The sequence below is a fragment of the Shewanella sp. 10N.286.52.C2 genome, assembly GCF_002874545.1.
In the GTDB taxonomy this organism is placed as follows: domain Bacteria; phylum Pseudomonadota; class Gammaproteobacteria; order Enterobacterales; family Shewanellaceae; genus Shewanella.
The window spans coordinates 133,792-151,206 of record NZ_MCTV01000001.1 but is presented as its reverse complement, the minus strand read 5'-3'; the positions used below and the strand labels follow the sequence as shown (position 1 = coordinate 151,206).

15 protein-coding genes are annotated in these 17,415 nt (G+C 42.5%); 9 read left to right on the top strand and 6 right to left on the bottom strand.

Features of this window, described 5'->3' with window-relative positions; all coding sequences use genetic code 11:
• Positions 1 to 27 precede the first annotated feature (27 nt).
• On the bottom strand, positions 28 to 594 hold the full coding sequence (locus tag BCU94_RS00590) for an outer membrane beta-barrel protein (RefSeq protein WP_102475353.1): 567 nt from the start codon (positions 592 to 594) through the stop codon (positions 28 to 30).
• 553 nt (positions 595 to 1,147) lie between these two features.
• Here BCU94_RS00590 and BCU94_RS00585 point away from each other — a divergent pair.
• The gene (locus tag BCU94_RS00585) at positions 1,148 to 2,470 is read left to right on the top strand and encodes an anaerobic C4-dicarboxylate transporter (protein ID WP_102475352.1); all 1,323 of its coding nucleotides are present in this window, start codon (positions 1,148 to 1,150) and stop codon (positions 2,468 to 2,470) included.
• Positions 2,471 to 2,539: 69 nt separating this feature from the next.
• On the opposite strand, the gene asnC is transcribed toward BCU94_RS00585, so the two are convergent.
• From asnC to BCU94_RS00565, 4 genes are all read right to left on the bottom strand, one after another.
• Positions 2,540 to 3,001 carry a transcriptional regulator AsnC gene (gene asnC, locus BCU94_RS00580; RefSeq protein ID WP_076540553.1) on the bottom strand — a complete coding sequence of 154 codons (462 nt, stop codon included), beginning with the start codon at positions 2,999 to 3,001 and terminating at the stop codon, positions 2,540 to 2,542.
• A 121-nt stretch (positions 3,002 to 3,122) separates the two neighbouring features.
• Entirely contained in the window at positions 3,123 to 3,800 is a 678-nt protein-coding gene (gene rluA, locus BCU94_RS00575) for a bifunctional tRNA pseudouridine(32) synthase/23S rRNA pseudouridine(746) synthase RluA (protein ID WP_102475351.1), read from the bottom strand.
• Positions 3,801 to 3,935: 135 nt separating this feature from the next.
• On the bottom strand, positions 3,936 to 4,226 hold the full coding sequence (locus tag BCU94_RS00570; RefSeq protein WP_102436690.1) for a hypothetical protein: 291 nt from the start codon (positions 4,224 to 4,226) through the stop codon (positions 3,936 to 3,938).
• Between the two features lie 36 nt (positions 4,227 to 4,262).
• Positions 4,263 to 4,682 carry a hypothetical protein gene (locus BCU94_RS00565; protein ID WP_102436692.1) on the bottom strand — a complete coding sequence of 140 codons (420 nt, stop codon included), beginning with the start codon at positions 4,680 to 4,682 and terminating at the stop codon, positions 4,263 to 4,265.
• A gap of 180 nt (positions 4,683 to 4,862) precedes the next feature.
• Between BCU94_RS00565 and BCU94_RS00560 the strand changes: the two genes are divergently transcribed.
• Positions 4,863 to 5,855 carry a 2-hydroxyacid dehydrogenase gene (locus BCU94_RS00560; protein ID WP_102475350.1) on the top strand — a complete coding sequence of 331 codons (993 nt, stop codon included), beginning with the start codon at positions 4,863 to 4,865 and terminating at the stop codon, positions 5,853 to 5,855.
• Positions 5,856 to 5,937: 82 nt separating this feature from the next.
• Positions 5,938 to 6,675 carry a dienelactone hydrolase family protein gene (locus BCU94_RS00555; RefSeq protein WP_102475349.1) on the top strand — a complete coding sequence of 246 codons (738 nt, stop codon included), beginning with the start codon at positions 5,938 to 5,940 and terminating at the stop codon, positions 6,673 to 6,675.
• Between the two features lie 86 nt (positions 6,676 to 6,761).
• Here BCU94_RS00555 and BCU94_RS00550 read toward each other — a convergent pair whose 3' ends face one another.
• Positions 6,762 to 7,277 carry a DUF3332 domain-containing protein gene (locus tag BCU94_RS00550; RefSeq protein ID WP_102436698.1) on the bottom strand — a complete coding sequence of 172 codons (516 nt, stop codon included), beginning with the start codon at positions 7,275 to 7,277 and terminating at the stop codon, positions 6,762 to 6,764.
• A 287-nt stretch (positions 7,278 to 7,564) separates the two neighbouring features.
• On the opposite strand from BCU94_RS00550, the gene BCU94_RS00545 reads away from it, so the two are divergent.
• The 6 genes from BCU94_RS00545 (at position 7,565) to BCU94_RS00520 (ending at position 17,238) form a co-directional block, all read left to right on the top strand.
• Entirely contained in the window at positions 7,565 to 8,308 is a 744-nt protein-coding gene (locus tag BCU94_RS00545) for a fused MFS/spermidine synthase (protein WP_102475348.1), read from the top strand.
• Between the two features lie 484 nt (positions 8,309 to 8,792).
• Positions 8,793 to 9,362 (top strand): alkyl hydroperoxide reductase subunit C, encoded by a 570-nt coding sequence (gene ahpC / locus BCU94_RS00540; RefSeq protein WP_076540540.1) that lies wholly within the window; start codon positions 8,793 to 8,795, stop codon positions 9,360 to 9,362.
• 162 nt (positions 9,363 to 9,524) lie between these two features.
• Positions 9,525 to 11,132: an alkyl hydroperoxide reductase subunit F gene (gene ahpF, locus BCU94_RS00535; protein WP_102475347.1), complete on the top strand. Its 1,608-nt coding sequence runs from the start codon at positions 9,525 to 9,527 to the stop codon at positions 11,130 to 11,132.
• A 552-nt stretch (positions 11,133 to 11,684) separates the two neighbouring features.
• Positions 11,685 to 15,359, top strand: a complete 3,675-nt coding sequence (locus tag BCU94_RS00530) for an ATP-binding protein (protein ID WP_102436704.1) — start codon at positions 11,685 to 11,687, stop codon at positions 15,357 to 15,359.
• Positions 15,359 to 16,021: a hypothetical protein gene (locus BCU94_RS00525; RefSeq protein ID WP_076540535.1), complete on the top strand. Its 663-nt coding sequence runs from the start codon at positions 15,359 to 15,361 to the stop codon at positions 16,019 to 16,021. Before BCU94_RS00530 ends, BCU94_RS00525 begins: the two co-directional genes overlap by 1 nt.
• On the top strand, positions 16,018 to 17,238 hold the full coding sequence (locus BCU94_RS00520) for a phosphoenolpyruvate carboxylase (RefSeq protein WP_102436706.1): 1,221 nt from the start codon (positions 16,018 to 16,020) through the stop codon (positions 17,236 to 17,238). Before BCU94_RS00525 ends, BCU94_RS00520 begins: the two co-directional genes overlap by 4 nt.
• Positions 17,239 to 17,415: the final 177 nt, after the last annotated feature.

Here is a 17,415-nt window from a genome sequence, read left to right as displayed (position 1 = left end):
TATAGAGACTTTAAATTGGCGTTAAGCTTAGAACTTATAATCAATAGCCAAATACACTTGCTGTGTATCATTTAATGAGTAGCTGGCACTATTCGCCCCATTAGATGCGTTTACATCATAATCTTGTTTTAAATAGCGGTAACCCACTTCAGTAGACCAGCTGTTATTAATGTTATACATCAAACCTGTTTGACCGCCCCATACAAAGGTATTTTTAGAGTCAAAGCCACTGTCTTTAATCCCGTTATGCGTCATACCTGCAGTTGCACCAACAAACCAGTTCATTTTATTACTGTCACCTAAGCCAACAAGGTAATCATATGATAATAAAAAGGTTTGTTGTCTTGCTATATCATCAGAGTTATAGCCGTAGGTGGCGTATATACGGTTGTTATCATTGAGGTAGTTACCCACTCTAAATTGGTAGCTTATATCTTCTTCTATATTTCTCTGATTACTTTCTGCACTAGATTTCATTTTATAGGTATCTTGCTGATAACCTGCTGCGCCACCCACAAACCAATCTGATGCCATAGCAGGAACTGACATTACCGATGAGATTAAACCCGCTAGAACAAGATGTTTAATTTTCATTTTTTACTCCAAGTGTAAATCATAACTATAAATAATTTGTCACAGTGTTTTGCTGTTGAGGTCATCATAGTGCGAACTAGCTGAATCATTACTGAATGAAATCGTTGCTATTTTCATATCGCTTAGAAGAGTTATGTATTTTTTACCTGGGTAGAACTGGTTTTATCACTGGTTTTTTGCTGGCAATGTTTTGGCTTAAATAGGCTCTGGGAAACAGCAATCGAATTAATTTTTGAATCGAGGTGCCATATCACATATGACTTAATTATTGGTAGATCACAAATATGAAAGATAGTTATGGGATTGTATGCGCTTTGTCACTTTATTGTTTTTTAGCCCACTTTTGAGGATGATTTTTCATGTATAACCTTGTATGTGGCTAAGTAAGAAAGATAACTAAAATTTAAGCTATAAATTCAGATAATTGAAACATATTTTGAAATTGTATCGATATGATTTTGTCGATAATTAACGCTGTTGTTGAGTTAGCTAATGGCTTAGTTGTCCCAAGTCAGGTTCGAAAACGATAGGGTTTTGCTAAGGAGATTGGCTAATGTTTTATGTTCACATGTTGTTATTGCTTGCAGTGATCTTTGTGGGGATCCGTCATGGCGGGGTCGCATTTGGGTTATTAGGAGGCTTAGGGGTTTCCGTATTAGCGTTTGCTTTCGGAGTCGCCCCCGGTTCACCGCCTGTCAGCGTGATGTTAATTATTTTAGCGGTTGTCGCGGCATCAGCGACGTTAGAAGCAACTGGTGGCCTGAAATTATTGGTTAAGTATGCTGAAAAACTATTAAGAAAACACCCCAATCAAATTACCTTTTTAGGGCCATTATGTACTTATTCATTAACTGTGTTAGTGGGTACGGGTCATTCGGTTTATCCATTATTACCGGTTATTTATGACGTGGCCTATAAAAAAGGTATCCGCCCTGAGCGTCCTTTAGCAATGGCTACCGTGGCATCACAAATGGGCATTACAGCCAGCCCAATTGCCGCAGCCGCCGCAGTGGTTATGGCAACGGCAATGGATAATCATCTTGATATTAGCTTAATCAATGTTTTATCTGTCACTATCCCGGCGACTTTAGTGGGCGTATTAGCAGGTTGTGCTTGGAGCTTAAATCGCGGTAAAGATCTTGATAAAGATGAAGACTTTCAAGCGCGTTTAAAAGATGACGAGTTTAAAAACAACTTAATTGACCCAGAAATTGAAACGGATGATCAAGCCCATACCGATACCATAGCGAAAAGAGGCTTAATGCTGTTTTTAGGCGGTATTTTATCTGTGATCATGTTGGCAATGTTCAGCAAAGAATTACTGCCTGAAGGCGTAAAAATGTCGGTAGCCATTCAGTTTATGATGCTATCCGTTGGCGCCATTATTTTACTGGCAACAAAAGTCTCGCCGCAAAAAATCGTTAGCAGCAATGTGTTTACAGCCGGTATGACGGCGGTGGTGATTATCTTTGGTATCGCATGGTTAAGTGACACCATTATTGGCCACCATAAGAGTTACTTAGTGAGCTCATTGAGTGATTTAGTTAGTGCTTACCCTTGGTCGTTTGCCATTGCGATGTTTATGGCATCAATATTCTTAAAAAGTCAGGCAGCCGTGCTAACCATTATGTTTCCGCTGGGCTTTGCATTAGGCATTCCTGCCCCTGTGCTGATTGGGGTTATTCCAGCCTGTTATGCTTATTTCTTTTTCCCGTTTTATCCAAGTGATTTAGCGGCAATCAGTTTTGACCGCTCTGGTACCACTAATATTGGTAAGTACGTCCTAAATCACAGCTTTATTGTGCCTGGATTTATTGGGGTGAGTACCGCAACAGTATTAGGCTACTTCCTATCAACAGTGGTGATAAACCATTAGTCTATCGCCAGATTAACTGACAAAAATGCCCAGCAATTGCTGGGCATTTTTGTATCGACAATTCAGTGCTTAAGGCTTAACACCGCGAACGATAGGATTTTGCAGGCTTATCAAGGTTTCTGTCGATTGAATTTCATCGATTGATTGAATGCGGTTAATTAACACGTGCTGTAAGCCATCGATTGATTGGCACATCACTTTGACAAAAACACTGTAATTACCCGTGGTGTAATAGGCTTCTACCACTTCTTCAAGGGCATTGAGTTTGGAGATCGCGGCAGGGTAATCGCCGGCACTTTTTAAGTTAATCCCAATAAAACAGCAAACGTCATAACCTAGAGCTTTGGGGTCTACTGTAATGCGCGCGCCAGTGATAATGCCGGCTTGCTTCATTTTTTCCACTCGTACATGAATGGTGCCGGCACTTACTGCAAAACGCTTTGCCAGCTCTGCAAATGGGGTTCTGGCCTCTTGCATTAATGCTTCTAGGATTTGGTTATCTAGCTGGTCACGCTGAAATGGAGTTTCCATAGTAAAATGCCTAATTAAATTATAATTAGACATTAATTTACGGATAAATGTGATAATTGGCTATCAAAAAGTTCTCATGATTAGTTTTTTACTAAGCACTTATCGTCAATTGTGACTGATATTATTGTGTATCTAAGGGCGTTATAAACGGCACTTCAGCATTAAAGGTTAATGGCGTTTGATGGTAAGGATGCTTTATGGTTAATTCAGCAGCGTGCAATAACAGCCTGTTTGATAGACTTTTGGCCCAAGGATCAGCATAAAAGCCATCACCTAAAATTGGGTGGCCAATTGCCATCATATGTACTCTAAGTTGATGGGACCGCCCTGTAATAGGCGTTAGCTTAACCAGTGTTGATTTTTTCCCATAGCTTACCACTTCAACATGGGTTAAAGACGGTTTCCCCACAAGGTGGTCGACTTTCTGTTTTGGTCTATTAGGCCAGTCACAAATTAAGGGATAATCAACTTGCTTAACGGCCGGAGTGACATGGCCTGCGACTCTGGCATAGTATGTTTTGGCGGTTTCACGATCGCGAAATTGCCGTTTCAGTTCACGCTCAGCGTTACGCCTTAACGCCACTACAATGACCCCTGAGGTAGCCATATCAAGTCGATGGACAATGTGTGAATTAGGAAAGCGTTCAAGCACTCGGCTATAGATGCTGTCATGATATTGGGCTTGGCGGCCAGGAATAGACAGCAATCCAGATGGCTTATTCAAAACGATAATATCTTTATCTTCATGAATAATATCTAACCAAGGATCGGTTGGGGGAGTATAGATAAAGTCTGCCATGTGTTGCGCCTAGCCTTAATAGAGAATGCGCGGCAAAGATACCTATCCCTTGGCGTGAGTGCAAGTCATCTGAGCCTATTTAAGAGGGTTATAGCTTTTATACAAAACTTGAACTAATGGTTTATTAAAAAGCTTTTATGAAAATGCATTGCCGTTAACGTGCATGATGGTGAATGTCCACACCACAAAGGCTAGCGGAATATGGACTAAGGCATAAAAACCTTGATCTAAGCGCGATAACCCTTGCGCGTTCCAAATTAAAAACACATGACTGAACACCACTAGCGGAAATAACGCCATTAAAGGGTAGAGTGCAAATGGGCTCGCATCAGCAAAAATACTGTGGCTGAGTAAAGCCCAAAAAACCATAAAACTTGTGGTTAAAGGCGGTGTTGCTAATCGATATTGTTCTGGGTAAGGGAACATTTGTTAACCTTAAGTTTGACATGCTGTAACCCTAGGTTAACCTTTTATTTCCTTTTTGCCATGTATTACTTTTCTATGAACCACTGAATAATGTCTTAAACCCGCAGGGCCATGGGATACGATGACAGATAATAGGATGATAAAAATAGTAATTTCAGGTTTCCAGTTGGCCATAGGGATAAACAGCAGTAATAGCAGTACTTTAAAAATAGTCAGTACTCCTTTTAGCTGGATAAGCCAGCGCCAATCTCTGATGACTTCCCATGACAATAATGCAAGTCCACTGACCATGGCTAAGATCCAGTAATTGAGCCAAAGTGGTTGCTCTAAGCCAAGAAGAATGCCACCGCCAGCGCCGACTACACCGACAATATGTAATGCTCTCAGGCTGGTTTTTCCTAGACGTTGAATCCAAAACTGAACTTCTGAAACTGCTTGCTGCTGCTTTTTTGACATGTCTATACACATATTCCTGTGAGTAATGTCTCAGCTTAACAAGAAGATCTAAAATGTTCAGCGATCTGTAGCAAAAACTCAATTATTGTTATGCTTTAACCAAACGCTCAATTGCACTGACATAGGTAAAGTCGGGCAATCCATTTTTAATGAGCCAAATAAACAACACAGGAGTTAAGGATGAGAATCGGGTTCTTTAGTGCTAAGCACTACGATATTCAGCATTTTGATGCCATGAATACAGGCTTTAACGCAGAGATTGAATATTTCGATTATCGACTTTGTATGCAAACAGTAAAACTGGCTGATGGTTTTGAAGTGGTTTGTGCTTTTGTCAATGACTCCCTATGTGAAGAGGTATTGGTTGAGCTTGCCAATGGCGGTACTAAGATTATCGCCATGCGCTGTGCAGGCTTTAATAATGTTGATTTAGATGCCGCTAAGCGCTTAGGTATCACAGTGGTTAATGTGCCTGCCTATTCGCCAGAGTCTGTGGCTGAACATACCATTGCCTTAATGTTAACCCTAAACCGTAAAATTCATAAAGCTTACCAACGTACTAGAGACGCGAACTTTGCCTTAACTGGCCTGGTGGGCTTTAATATGCAAGGTAAGACCGTTGGAGTGATTGGCACCGGTAAAATTGGTCTTGCTACCATCAAAATATTGCAAGGCTTTGGCTGTAAAGTGGTGGCTTACGATCCGTACCCTAATCCTGCAGTTGAGGCATTAGGCGTTGAGTATATTGACTTAGAAGCACTCTATCCTCAATGTGATGTAATTAGTTTACATTGTCCATTAACACCTGAAAATCATCACCTGTTATCTGCTAAGACATTTGAAAAAATGAAGCCTGGGGTGATGGTGGTTAATACCAGTCGTGGTGGCTTGCTCAATGCCATTGATGCCATGGAAGCGTTAAAAACCGGTAAAATTGGTTCATTGGCGTTAGATGTTTATGAAAATGAAAAAGAGCTGTTTTTCCAAGATAACTCTAATGAAATTATTCAAGATGATGTCTTTAGAAGGCTTTCTGCTTGCCATAATGTTATTTTTACCGGACATCAGGCGTTCTTAACCGTTGAAGCGCTTAATGCGATTGCCCAAACGACCTTGCAAAATGTCACCGACTTGCTTGATGGTCAGCGCTGCGTAAATGAACTCACCAACTAGTGCCGTTGTCGCTCGAGTTTGTAAAGGATTGAGAAAAATCGACTTAACCCAAGCTTAGGTTACTTAACAAGGAATCAGCAATATGATCATTACCAAAGAAGTCCACGATATTGAAACCCCAACAGGTGATATGCGGACTTATGTATATCGCCCAGATGCCCCTGGGCAATTTGCCAGTATCATATTCTACTCTGAGATTTTTCAACAAACTGCGCCTATTGCCAGAAGTGCAGCCATCTTAGCCGGACATGGTTTTGTGGTGTTAGTGCCAGAAGTGTTTCATGAACTGAATCCGCTAGGCACTGTGCTTGAGTATGACGATGTGGGTAAAGATAAGGGCAATGCTGATAAATTTGCTAAGCCCTTAGAGCAACATGATAGCGACACTCAAGCGATTATCGACTTTGCCCGTAGCCAAGCATATTGCAGCTGTAAAGTGGGCGCGATGGGCGTGTGCATAGGTGGCCATTTGGCTTTTCGTGCAGCGTTAAACCCCGATATCAGCGGTGCTTTTTGCTTATATCCCACAGATATCCATTCAAATACCTTGCCCTGTGAGCCAGAGAACGATTCATTAACTCGCTGTGGTGATATTAATTGTGAGCTGGTATTAGTCTTTGGCAAGCAAGATCCTCATGTATCTAAAGCAGGCCGAAAAGCCATTTATCAAAAGTTAGAGCAGCTTGATACCAACTTTAGCTGGTTAGAGGTGAATGCTCAGCATGCCTTTATGCGTGATGAAGGCGAGCGTTATGATGCGGCATTAGCACTGCAAATGTATTTGCAAGCGGTGAGCTTTTTTCAGCGCACCTTAAAGTAAAACCTTGTTAGGATCAGTAAAAAAATAAGCCCTGAGTGATACTCAGGGCTTATTAATTCACGACATAATCGCAAATGAATTATGGCTTAAGCCGCTTGTTGATATTGCGCTAATTCAGCAAGGCTTACTTGAGCCACTAGCATGTCATCAAGATAAAAATCGATATGCTCTTCGCCTTTACTGCCAATCAACTCTTGCTTAGAGCCATCTTCATAAGCCAAGGTCATCACCAGAGTGCGCTCATCCTGTTGACTAATTTGTGCACTTGATAGTTTAACTGGCGCCGTTTTAAAGTCGTCGCTAACGTGCTTATTCATTTTAAAAATAGCATCAGTTGGTAAATCAACTACCGCTTCTTTATCTGTTAATGGGTTAGTCCCGGTCCAGAACTCAATGCTGTTAAATACAAAAAGATCAGCTGTAGCTGCTAAACCATAAACTGGCGACAATAATGCGAATAAACCCGCACGACCATAACGGTTGTCGACAGTATCTAAATTTAACTTAGTGACCATTTGGCTTGTGGCCATTTGTCCCATACAGCCAGATAGTTGGCTACAAGTTACGATCATTGCAGCAGTTGCTAAAAACTTCTTTTTCATTTCATCAATCTCTTATTTTTTTATCAGCTGCGGATTATAGGCATTTCTCCCTTGGAGTATGTGATGGCTGTCACGTCAGTGTGTTGGGTTATTTATGGCTAAGTATCTGAAATGTTGAACTAGTTTGTTTACTGTGTGCAGGTTGGCTAACTGTTGCTATTGCTTGGTTGTTTTTAACGATTGGTGAGCTAAATGTTGGGGTTTTAGGGGCAATAAAAACTGCTTAAAAGATCTATTTATGCGGTATAATTTCGCCGAATATCCTGCCTATAAACCATGAGAACTCCATGTCAGAGTACCAGCTGTTACACCATGTCAGTGACGATATCGGCCCCATCTATGTATTAGATGATGGCGATTTTCGCGTGTTATCTTTTGGTGACAATGACGAGCAGAGTAAAATACTGAAAGCGGCGCCCCATATCCCTCAGCATACCTATGTTCAGGCCATGCTAGCGGTACTGCTATTTAGCAAACCTAAAAGTGCCATCATATTTGGCCTTGGTGGCGGCGGGCTGGTGCATGCACTTAGACGTTTTGATGCTGGGATTAAGCTGACTGCAGTTGAGTTGCGCGCTGATGTGATTGAGATTGCTAAACGCTATTTTCAATTGCCTATTGGCAAAAAGCTTAAAATTGAACTTGATGATGGCGGCACATTTTTAGCCAGAGCTGAACACAAAAAAGTGGATATTATTTTTGCTGATATGTATATCGAGCAAGGGGTTGATGAAAAGCAATTAACCAGCGAGTTCATTGGCACTTGTCATAAAGGCCTTAAAGCGGAAGGTTTTTTAGTGCTTAACTGCTGGAAAGAGCACAGTAAAAGTGAGCTGCTAAAGCAAGTGTTATCAGCGCACTTTGCCAATGTTTATGCCACTTTAACAGGAGGGGGAAATTGGGTGGTTTACGCCAGTAAGCAGCCACATTCTTTTAGCTCAGCTTATAACAAACAGCAGTTGCAGCAATTATCGCAACAGCTTGATTACCCAGTAGGGCGTTCACTGACACGTTTCACTCAATGGGAATAGCTGTTAGCAAATGATAGTGGCACTTGCGGTGCTAGTACTAATAACTAACTAACAAGCAACCGATTAATGACAGCCTTTGCCTCAACAGCCTGGCTATCCAACAAGACGTTCACTGACACGTTTCACTCAATGGGAATAGCTGTTAGCAAATGATAGTGGCACTTGCGGTGCTAGTACTAATAACTAACGAACGAACAAGCAACCGATTAATGACAGCCTTTGCCTCAACAGTTTGGCTATCCTGCTAATTGTTTATTTTTTGCTTTAATTAATAGCCATTGCTCACCTTTACACCAACGAATGCTCGCTTATCGAGCATTTCGATTGCCAAGGTTTATTTAGTGTTCACTTTCTAAAAAATCGATTAGGGTGATAGTTTTTACCCGTTATATTTAATTCTAACTTGTCGCTATTATCTATTCCATCAAACAGATACAGCTACACACTAAATTAGAATTTACTTTAAATATAACGGAGCACACCCATGACTCAATCAATTATTAATTCAACTATCAAGCCATTTTCTGCAACTGCTTTTCACAATGGTGACTTTGTTTCAGTAACTGAACAAGATTTACTGGGCAAATGGTCAGTAGTATTTTTCTATCCAGCTGATTTTACTTTTGTATGTCCTACTGAATTAGGCGACATGGCAGACCATTACGCTAAGTTACAAGAAATGGGTGTTGAAGTTTACTCAGTATCAACAGATACCCACTTCACTCATAAAGCATGGCACTCAAGTTCAGACACTATCGGTAAAATTAACTACCCAATGATTGGTGACCCAACTGGCGCAATTACTCGCAACTTCGGTGTGATGATTGAAGAAGACGGTTTAGCACTTCGTGGTACGTTCGTAATGAACCCGGAAGGCGAAGTCAAAGTTGCTGAAATTCATGACCTAGGTATTGGCCGTAGCGCAGCTGAATTAGTTCGTAAAATTCAAGCAGCACAATATGTTGCATCACATGACGGCGAAGTATGTCCAGCAGCATGGCAGCCAGGTGAAGACACATTAGCACCATCAATTGACCTAGTAGGTAAAATCTAAACCACTGGCGTTAATTCTCTCCAATAGCTGAGTCGCCTCATCCACGGTTCAGCTAAGTTTCATCACACTCCAATCTGCCTGGTTCTTTGTTAATGCTAAATGGGTTTAGCATTTATGAATTAGGCTTTTTTTTGGCTCAACTTCAATACTAGGAGCACACGTATGTTAGATGCGAATATTAAAAATCAACTGAAGACTTATCTGCAAAACCTTAAACGACCAGTTGAACTTGTCGTGTCAGCAGGCGATAGCCCGAAAGCAAAAGAATTGAGCTCTTTAGCCAATGATATTGTTGGCTTATCAAACCTTGTAAGCCTTAAAGAGCAGCAAGGGATCCGAACCCCATCAATGAGTATCATTAACCCAGAACTTGGTAGCAACATTAGCTTTGCTGGTTTACCTATGGGCCATGAATTTACCTCGTTAGTGTTGGCACTACTGCACTCAGGTGGCCACCCAATTAAATTAACCGATGAGGTTATTGGGCAAATTAAAGATCTGCCCGGTGAGTTTAAGTTTGAAACCTACGTATCACTAAGCTGTCAGACATGTCCTGAAGTGGTACAAGCACTGAATATGATGGCAGCGATTAACCCCAATATTACTAACGTGATGATTGATGGTGCATTATTCCAAGATGAGATTAATGACCGTAATATCATGTCAGTACCGACGGTATATATGAATGGCGAGCCATTTTCTGTTGGCGCCATTAGCGTAGTAGAAATTTTAAATAAGTTAGACGTCAATGCTGTAGCACGACAAGCAGAACAACTAAATAATAAACAAAGCTTTGATGTATTAGTGGTTGGTGGTGGCCCTGCAGGCGCATCTGCTGCCATTTACGCGGCGCGTAAAGGCCTGCGCACTGGCATAGTGGCTGATAAGTTTGGCGGTCAAGTGGCAGAAACTGTCGGCATTGAAAACTTTATCTCAGTGTCAAAAACCGAAGGGCCAAAATTAGTTGCCAATCTTGAAGCTCACGTGAAAGATTACGATGTTGATGTCATGGACAACCAACGGGCGCTATCCCTTAAATCGGGTGAGCGTTTTGAAATCGAACTAGAAAGCGGCGCGATTTTATCAAGTAAGACCATATTGTTAGCAACCGGCGCGCGCTGGCGTGAAATGAACGTCCCTGGTGAGCAAGAATACCGCGGCAGAGGCGTAGCCTATTGCCCACATTGTGATGGGCCGTTATTTAAAGGTAAGCGCGTCGCTGTGATTGGCGGCGGTAATTCTGGTATTGAAGCGGCTATCGATTTAGCGAATATCGTTGAGCACGTTACTGTACTTGAGTTTGATACTAGCCTTCGCGCTGATGAAGTTTTGCAGCGCAAAGCCAACTCAATGGGTAATATCACCATCATCACTGAAGCGATGACCACAGAAGTGCTAGGTGATGGCAAACGCGTTACCGGGCTCACTTATACCGATCGCAGTACTAACGAATCGCATAATGTCGCGCTTGAAGGGATTTTCGTTCAAATTGGTTTAGTGCCAAATACTGAATGGTTAAAAGACACTGTAGAGTTAACTAATCGTGGTGAAATTATTGTTGATGGCAAAGGCCAAACTTCCATACCAGGGGTATTTGCCGCAGGTGATGTCACTAACTCAGCCTATAAACAAATCATTATTGCCATGGGTAGCGGCGCGACTGCCTCACTCGGTGCCTTTGATTATCTGATTAGACACAGTGAAGCTGACATGTCAGCGGCTGAGCAAGTTGAGCTTGAGTCTGAAAAAACTGAGACAGAAGCGGCTTAATTAGTCGCAATGACAGTGTTGTAACGAAAACGAATCACTTTGTTCGTGCTCTTAATCGAAAAGCGCTGATAGAAAAGCGTTTATAAAGTGCTTAACGCATTATTGAATTTTGACAAAAAGCCAGCTTATTTAAATAAGCTGGCTTTTTTTGTGTTTAGCGCTGTTAAAAATAACGCACTGGAATGGTTATTAAAGGGGCTCCTGAATCAGTGAAAAGGGGGGGGAGCTGCTGACTAATAGTGAAATTTTATTTGGTTATATTCATTTTTAACGCCATCGCAAAGGTGGTTTTTTTATCTCTGAATCAGCTTATCCGCCTTAGCCTCGCATAAAACCTAAGTGATATCCCACAACTTCATGCTGGTAAAAACAATATACTGGCCGTTTGCTGCTTTGTTAGGCGAGTAAAGCAGCCTTTATCGGTTATTATTTCACGCTTTGTTATCAGCTAAATTGCTTCATTCAGCGCTTTGATTTAACTTATAGCTCATTAAAATAAATTCCCTAAAATCTTGTTTTTAGCCGTTGCGGAAAGTACGCAAAAGGATGCCAATGCCAAGCTTGATCAGAATAGTGTTAATTAATACTCACCTTCCTGGTGTGGTGGAACTGCAGCTAGATGGACACACCAACATTTGTGGTACCAATGCTTCAGGTAAAACCACACTGCAGCGATTAGTCCCAGTGTTTTATGGTGAGTACCCTAGCCGAGTCGTGCCTTCAACCCGTGATAGTTTTGAGCGTTGGTATCTTCCCCATGATTCAAGTTACATCATCTATGAATATCAAAAGAGTGACGGCCAGCTTTATCAAGCGCTAATGGCATCCGCCGGTGACGGTAAAGGGGTGAATTACCGCTTTATTGCCAAAGGTTTCGAGCTTGATGATTACGTTAAAAACCGTAATGGCGATACCATCATTTGTCATACCATGGCGGAGTTAGGCCGTGAAATGAAGCGCCAGTCGGTGCCGCATACTAACTTGCTGAATACCCGAGAATACCGCGCGATTATTCAACATGATCGCAGTTTATTGTCCACCGGCGGCAATAAAAGCGAGCTACGTAATTACGCCCATCAGTTCTCATTGTGTGATAGCGAATACTCGCTACGTCATATCGAAAAACTGGCCAAAGCGGTGCATTCTAAAGAAGGCAAAATGGAAACCGTTAAGTCGATGGTAGCCGCCATTTTAGAAGAAGATGGTGTTAACCCGCCAACCTCACGCTTAAACCCACAGCGAGTAGAAAGCTGGATCCGTGAAAGTCAGTTAGTCCAAGGCTTTGAGCAAATTCGCCCTGAATTTGAAAAGCTAGAACAAGAGTTTAATCAGTTACTGAGCGCCGAGCTTCGACTAGGCAGTTTAGCTAAAGGCTATCGCGCCGATGAAACCTTTGAAGCACAGCGCCAAGAGCGCAGTGAAAATCAGTCTAAAGAGACCAGTTTACAACTGCGCCTTCTGGACGAAGAATGGAAAGAAGCCCGCGATGAGATCAGCCAAGAATTGTCATTCGCCCAAGGTGATATCCGCAAATATGAAGCTGAGCTTGATGGCATTGAAGATCAATATGAAGGCTTTTTAAATGCCAATATTGAACAAGCTAAAGCCGACTTAGACAGTTTAGATAATTGGCGCAGTGATTTAGAAAACTTATCAGAGCGTCATAAGTTACAAACTGAAAAGCACCAAGACATTGAAGCGGCTTACAGTACCCGCCGTAGTAAAATTGCTGAGCAGTTACACCGAGAGCTTGAGTCACTGCATCAAGAGCAAGATAGCATTCGTGAAACCCGTGATGCCCAGCGTGAATCTGCTAACGATGATTTAACTCAACTCGACAGCTTATGGCGTGAAAAAACCGATGCCGGTAAAGCGCAGTTTGCTGAACAAGAATTTAAACTCAAGCTCAGCCAAGGTGAGCTGAAACATCAAATCGACGGTGTCAGCTACACCGAAGAAGAGAAAATGAGCTTAGCAGTGTTTGATGAGCGCATTAGCCGCGCTGATGAAGAACAAGAAAGCTGTAATCAAAAAGTCGATCGCTTATCAATAGAAGAAAGAAAACTGCGCGCCAAACGCGATCAAGTCTCTGAGGCACTTCGAATCGCCAGTGTGAGAGTGAATGAGCGCTTAGCTGATGTTGATGATGTCAAAGGGGTGTTATTTCCACAATCACACACTCTATTAGAGTTTTTGCGTAAAGAGTCCTCAGGTTGGGAGCAAAGCTTTGGTAAGGTTATTGCCCCTGAACTATTACACCGCACCGATCTCCATCCCCATGTTGCAGACAGTAATGGCGAGGTATTATTTGGTATTGGCTTAGATCTTAAAGCCATTGATGTGCCTGATTATGCTGCCTCAGAGCAAGATTTACGCCTGCGCTTAGCTAAAGCTGAAGAAGCCTTAGCTCAAGCTGAAGAGTTAAAGTCGGAAAACGAAGATCAACTGGTAGCCATTAACGATCAATTAGACACGCTTAATAAAGAGCTGACTTTTGCTCGCACTGCTTATAAAAATAGCCGTGAAGATGTGCGGCGTTTATTTGATGAAAAGCGCAGCTCACAAGAGCAAATCAATCAAGCGTTATCCGAGCGTAAAGCCCATGCCAGCAAGCGTCTGATTCAATTAGAAAACGAGCTCAAGCAGCAGCACAATAAGCACCTAGAGTGGCTTAGTGAGCAAAAAGAGCAAGCCCTTGAAGCCCGCATGGAAAAAAATGCCTATTGGCAAGATGTGGTCGGTGCGCTAGATAATCAGCTAGGGCAAATTAAAGCCAATATCGACACTCGCCGTAGTAATGCTAAGCAAGAGCAAAAAGCCTGTGAATCATGGTACAAAAACGAGCTTAAATCTCGCGGGGTTGATGAAGCGGCTATCGTGGCATTAAAAGGGCAAATTCGGGATCTTGAAACCCAAATCAGTAATGCGGAAAAGCGTCGCAGTGATGTATTGCGTTATGAACATTGGTATCAAAATGCCTGGCTAATTGCCAAGCCGAAATTGCAAACCGATTTATCCAAAGTTAAGCAAGCAGCCCTTGAGTTAGAACAGCAGCTTGCCAATAAAACCACTGACGTTAAGCAGCGTAAACAACACTTTGAAAGCTTGAAAAAAGCCTCGGATGCTGCGCAAGTTGAGGCTTCTGAAAACCTCACCAAGCTGCGGGCTGTGATGCGAAAACTGGCTGAGCTTAAATTGCCGCCAACTAAAGATGAAGCCGCTGGTGGCATTGGTGAGCGCTTAAGACAAGGTGAAGAATTATTACTACAGCGTGATTATTTACTGGGCTCAGTAAAACAATACGTTGAGCATTTTGATTCGGTTATTGCCAGTAAGTCAGGCTCGAGCTTAGCTGAGTTTTGGGAACGTGCCCGAGATGAATCAAGCTTTAGCAATGATAAAGGTATCCGCCTACTGGATTATCGCAAGTTGGTTCCACAACTTGAACAGTTATTGAATGTGATGGTGCCGCAATCCTTGATGGCCATTCGCGAGCAAGGGCGTATTTTTGGTATCGACTTAACCGCTTATTACGATGTATTAGCAGACATCGACAGACGTATCGCCTCCCAAAGCGCGCGTATTACTCGCGAAGTGGGTGAAGAGTTGTTTCTTGATGGGGTATCTGAATCCGCGGTTAAGATTCGTTCTCGCATTAGCGAACTTGAGTTTTGGCCTGAGCTTGAAGTGTTTGTTAAAGCCTTTAAACAGTGGAAAGCAGATGGCTTTAGTGAGCTGCCTGATGAGCATTACACCTCAAGTATGCGCCGCGCCTTAGATATTATTGGTCGCTCGGCGTTAAGTGGCGGCATTGCTAAACTGCTGGAAATTGAGCTGCGCTTAAAAGAAGGCAACAGCGACTTAATTATTCGCACCGATAGACAGCTTAATGAATCTTCAAGTCATGGTATGGCTTATCTGATTTTATGTAAGTTCTTACTGGCCTTTACTCGCCTATTACGGGGTAAAGCCGATGTCACTATTCATTGGCCTATTGATGAGTTGGGCACCTTGCACCACACCAACGTGAAGAAGATATTTGATGCCTGCGTTAATAACAATATCAGCGTATTAGGGGCGTTTCCTAACCCAGAATCTGAAGTGCTGAACTTGTTTGCTAATCGCTACATTATCAATAAGCAAACCCGTAAATTACAAGTGGTGAAACCTAAAGCCAACCCATTGGCTGCACGCTTAAGTCAACATGCCAATAAGGAGGCTATTTAATGTCTGAGGTTACGGCAAGTACCGAAACAACACTGGTTGGCACTGGCATGCTGATTGAGCAACTGCTTCGTGGTGAGTTTATTTGTCGCACCACCAATGAAGATGGCTGGCGCGCCCTGAAAAGCAGTGCCACCTTTGATAAAGTGGAGCAGTATTTAAATCAAATCAACCGCACGATTTCTTCTGCAGCAGAAGGTGATGTGTTCTTTTGCGGCTACCAGCAACTTGGCGAGCAAGAACGTAAAGTGATTTCTAGCCAGTTTAAAGATATTTGCTCGGCGCTTATTCCGCTGGTGGAATGGTTGGTGCTAGTACAAGAAAGTAGCGGCCAAGATGCGCCTTTAAGTGAAGGTGCGCCAATACGCTTAACTGAGCTGCAAGCGCGTATTGAAGATACGCCAGCGTTTATGGAGCAGCTCGCTAAGTTGAGCCAATATCGCTTATTTGGCTCAACCAGTAGCAATGCCGACAACCAAATTAAATTGGTGTTTAAGCGCTTAGTGGAGTTGGGGTATTTGGTAAAACCTAATAGCGAGAAACAAATTTATATTGCCACCGGCAAGCTTGATTATTTGTACGAAGTGATTCGCTTTATTGATGAAACTGAAGGGTTAAGCCTTGAAGCGCAAGCTGAAACGGCTACCCAAAAGGATTTATTATGAGCAATAATTTACATCAAGCGGGGGTTAAGCTACTAAAACAGCTGAGTCGCCATTCTGATGTGGTTATGGATGCCTATCTTGCTGGCTCAGTGAATGAGCAAACCCATGACGCAGCAGTGATTGAGAAACTCAGAAAAAGTGGCATTTTATGGCGCCCAGAGCCCGATGAAGAACTGCGCTTAAAACGCTCGGTACGGGCGTTACTTGAAGAAGCTTTAAGTGATGAGCGTAATCGGCAAATTGATGCCAATGTCGGCTCGGCGTTTAGCACCATTAAAACACTGGCTGATCATTACAAAGAAGCAAGGCACAATATTGATTATGGCGCAGCAGAGGCGTATTTAGCTGACTTAAACGAGCACGTTTACAGCTTTACCGACAGCCTGCGCTACTCCATTCGGGTATTGTGGGGCCGTATTAATAATGAGTTTGGTTATGTTGGTAGTATTAGTGCCAAAATTCGTGAAAATGAATTAGCCCAAAGTCAGGTGTCTGAATTACTCAACGGCTTAGAAATGTTCCAGTTTAGTGAGCTTAGTGATACCGCCGGTGATATTCGCGAGCTAAGACGCTTACTGGTGACCAATCTGCAAGAAACCTTAAGTCAGTGCATTCAAGAAATTAGTGCAGTGCAAGGGCGCTTGCTAGAGCTACTGGGGCGTTTTCGTCAAATTCAGGGGCGTACTCGATTATTAAAAGGCTTTTTACTGCACACAGATTTGCATCCTGATTATCAACCTGATGATCATGTGGCGCATAAGTTTGTGCCGAAATTGTTTAACTGCGCTGAAGCCATCATTAAGCCTGCCAGTGTCGACGTTAATAACGCCAGCCATGAGCTTATCTTGCTCGATACGGTGGCGAGAATTAAAACCATTAGCCGCGACTTATTGCCGGCAAAAGTGCGTGAGCACGATGTGTCCATGACCATGACTGCGGTGGAGGATTTTGATATTCCTGATAATCCACTAAAGCTAGCGGTAGATGAATACTTCTGCGCCGTGATTGATTCAGGAGTTCGTCAATCAGCACTGGAATACTTAGAAGAGCATAAGTTGCACTGGGCATCTGAGAATTGGCTTTATCAAGTGATTGGCGGCTACGAAGGTTTGCCCGATGAGCACAAAGCTTATTTTGAACTTGAGCCCATAGGCCATCCTGATCCTGTTTATAACGGTAACTTTATGATCCATGATGTGGAGTTATGGCTGGCTTAAACTTGATAAGTGAATCATCCCAGAACTGATTTACAAAAAAGCTGTTTGGTGCCAACCAAGCAGCTTTTTTATGTCATTTCATTAGCGCTACAGCCCGAGCTTCAAAGCTGCATTAACCGATAATAGAATAAGCTGTAATGTTGTGGTAATTAAGCGTCTTGTTTGCATTAATGTTAT

Excerpts from the sequence above, each read along its gene's own strand:
- BCU94_RS00555 (WP_102475349.1), top strand. The coding sequence starts at position 5,938 with ATGATCATTACCAAAGAAGTCCACGATATTGAAACCCCAACAGGTGAT.
- BCU94_RS00560 (WP_102475350.1), top strand. The coding sequence starts at position 4,863 with ATGAGAATCGGGTTCTTTAGTGCTAAGCACTACGATATTCAGCATTTT.
- BCU94_RS00545 (WP_102475348.1), top strand. The coding sequence starts at position 7,565 with ATGTCAGAGTACCAGCTGTTACACCATGTCAGTGACGATATCGGCCCC.
- BCU94_RS00565 (WP_102436692.1), bottom strand. The coding sequence starts at position 4,682 with ATGTCAAAAAAGCAGCAGCAAGCAGTTTCAGAAGTTCAGTTTTGGATT.
- BCU94_RS00550 (WP_102436698.1), bottom strand. The coding sequence starts at position 7,277 with ATGAAAAAGAAGTTTTTAGCAACTGCTGCAATGATCGTAACTTGTAGC.
- BCU94_RS00585 (WP_102475352.1), top strand. The coding sequence starts at position 1,148 with ATGTTTTATGTTCACATGTTGTTATTGCTTGCAGTGATCTTTGTGGGG.
- BCU94_RS00590 (WP_102475353.1), bottom strand. The coding sequence starts at position 594 with ATGAAAATTAAACATCTTGTTCTAGCGGGTTTAATCTCATCGGTAATG.
- BCU94_RS00530 (WP_102436704.1), top strand. The coding sequence starts at position 11,685 with ATGCCAAGCTTGATCAGAATAGTGTTAATTAATACTCACCTTCCTGGT.
- asnC (WP_076540553.1), bottom strand. The coding sequence starts at position 3,001 with ATGGAAACTCCATTTCAGCGTGACCAGCTAGATAACCAAATCCTAGAA.
- BCU94_RS00520 (WP_102436706.1), top strand. The coding sequence starts at position 16,018 with ATGAGCAATAATTTACATCAAGCGGGGGTTAAGCTACTAAAACAGCTG.
- ahpF (WP_102475347.1), top strand. The coding sequence starts at position 9,525 with ATGTTAGATGCGAATATTAAAAATCAACTGAAGACTTATCTGCAAAAC.
- BCU94_RS00525 (WP_076540535.1), top strand. The coding sequence starts at position 15,359 with ATGTCTGAGGTTACGGCAAGTACCGAAACAACACTGGTTGGCACTGGC.
- BCU94_RS00570 (WP_102436690.1), bottom strand. The coding sequence starts at position 4,226 with ATGTTCCCTTACCCAGAACAATATCGATTAGCAACACCGCCTTTAACC.
- ahpC (WP_076540540.1), top strand. The coding sequence starts at position 8,793 with ATGACTCAATCAATTATTAATTCAACTATCAAGCCATTTTCTGCAACT.
- rluA (WP_102475351.1), bottom strand. The coding sequence starts at position 3,800 with ATGGCAGACTTTATCTATACTCCCCCAACCGATCCTTGGTTAGATATT.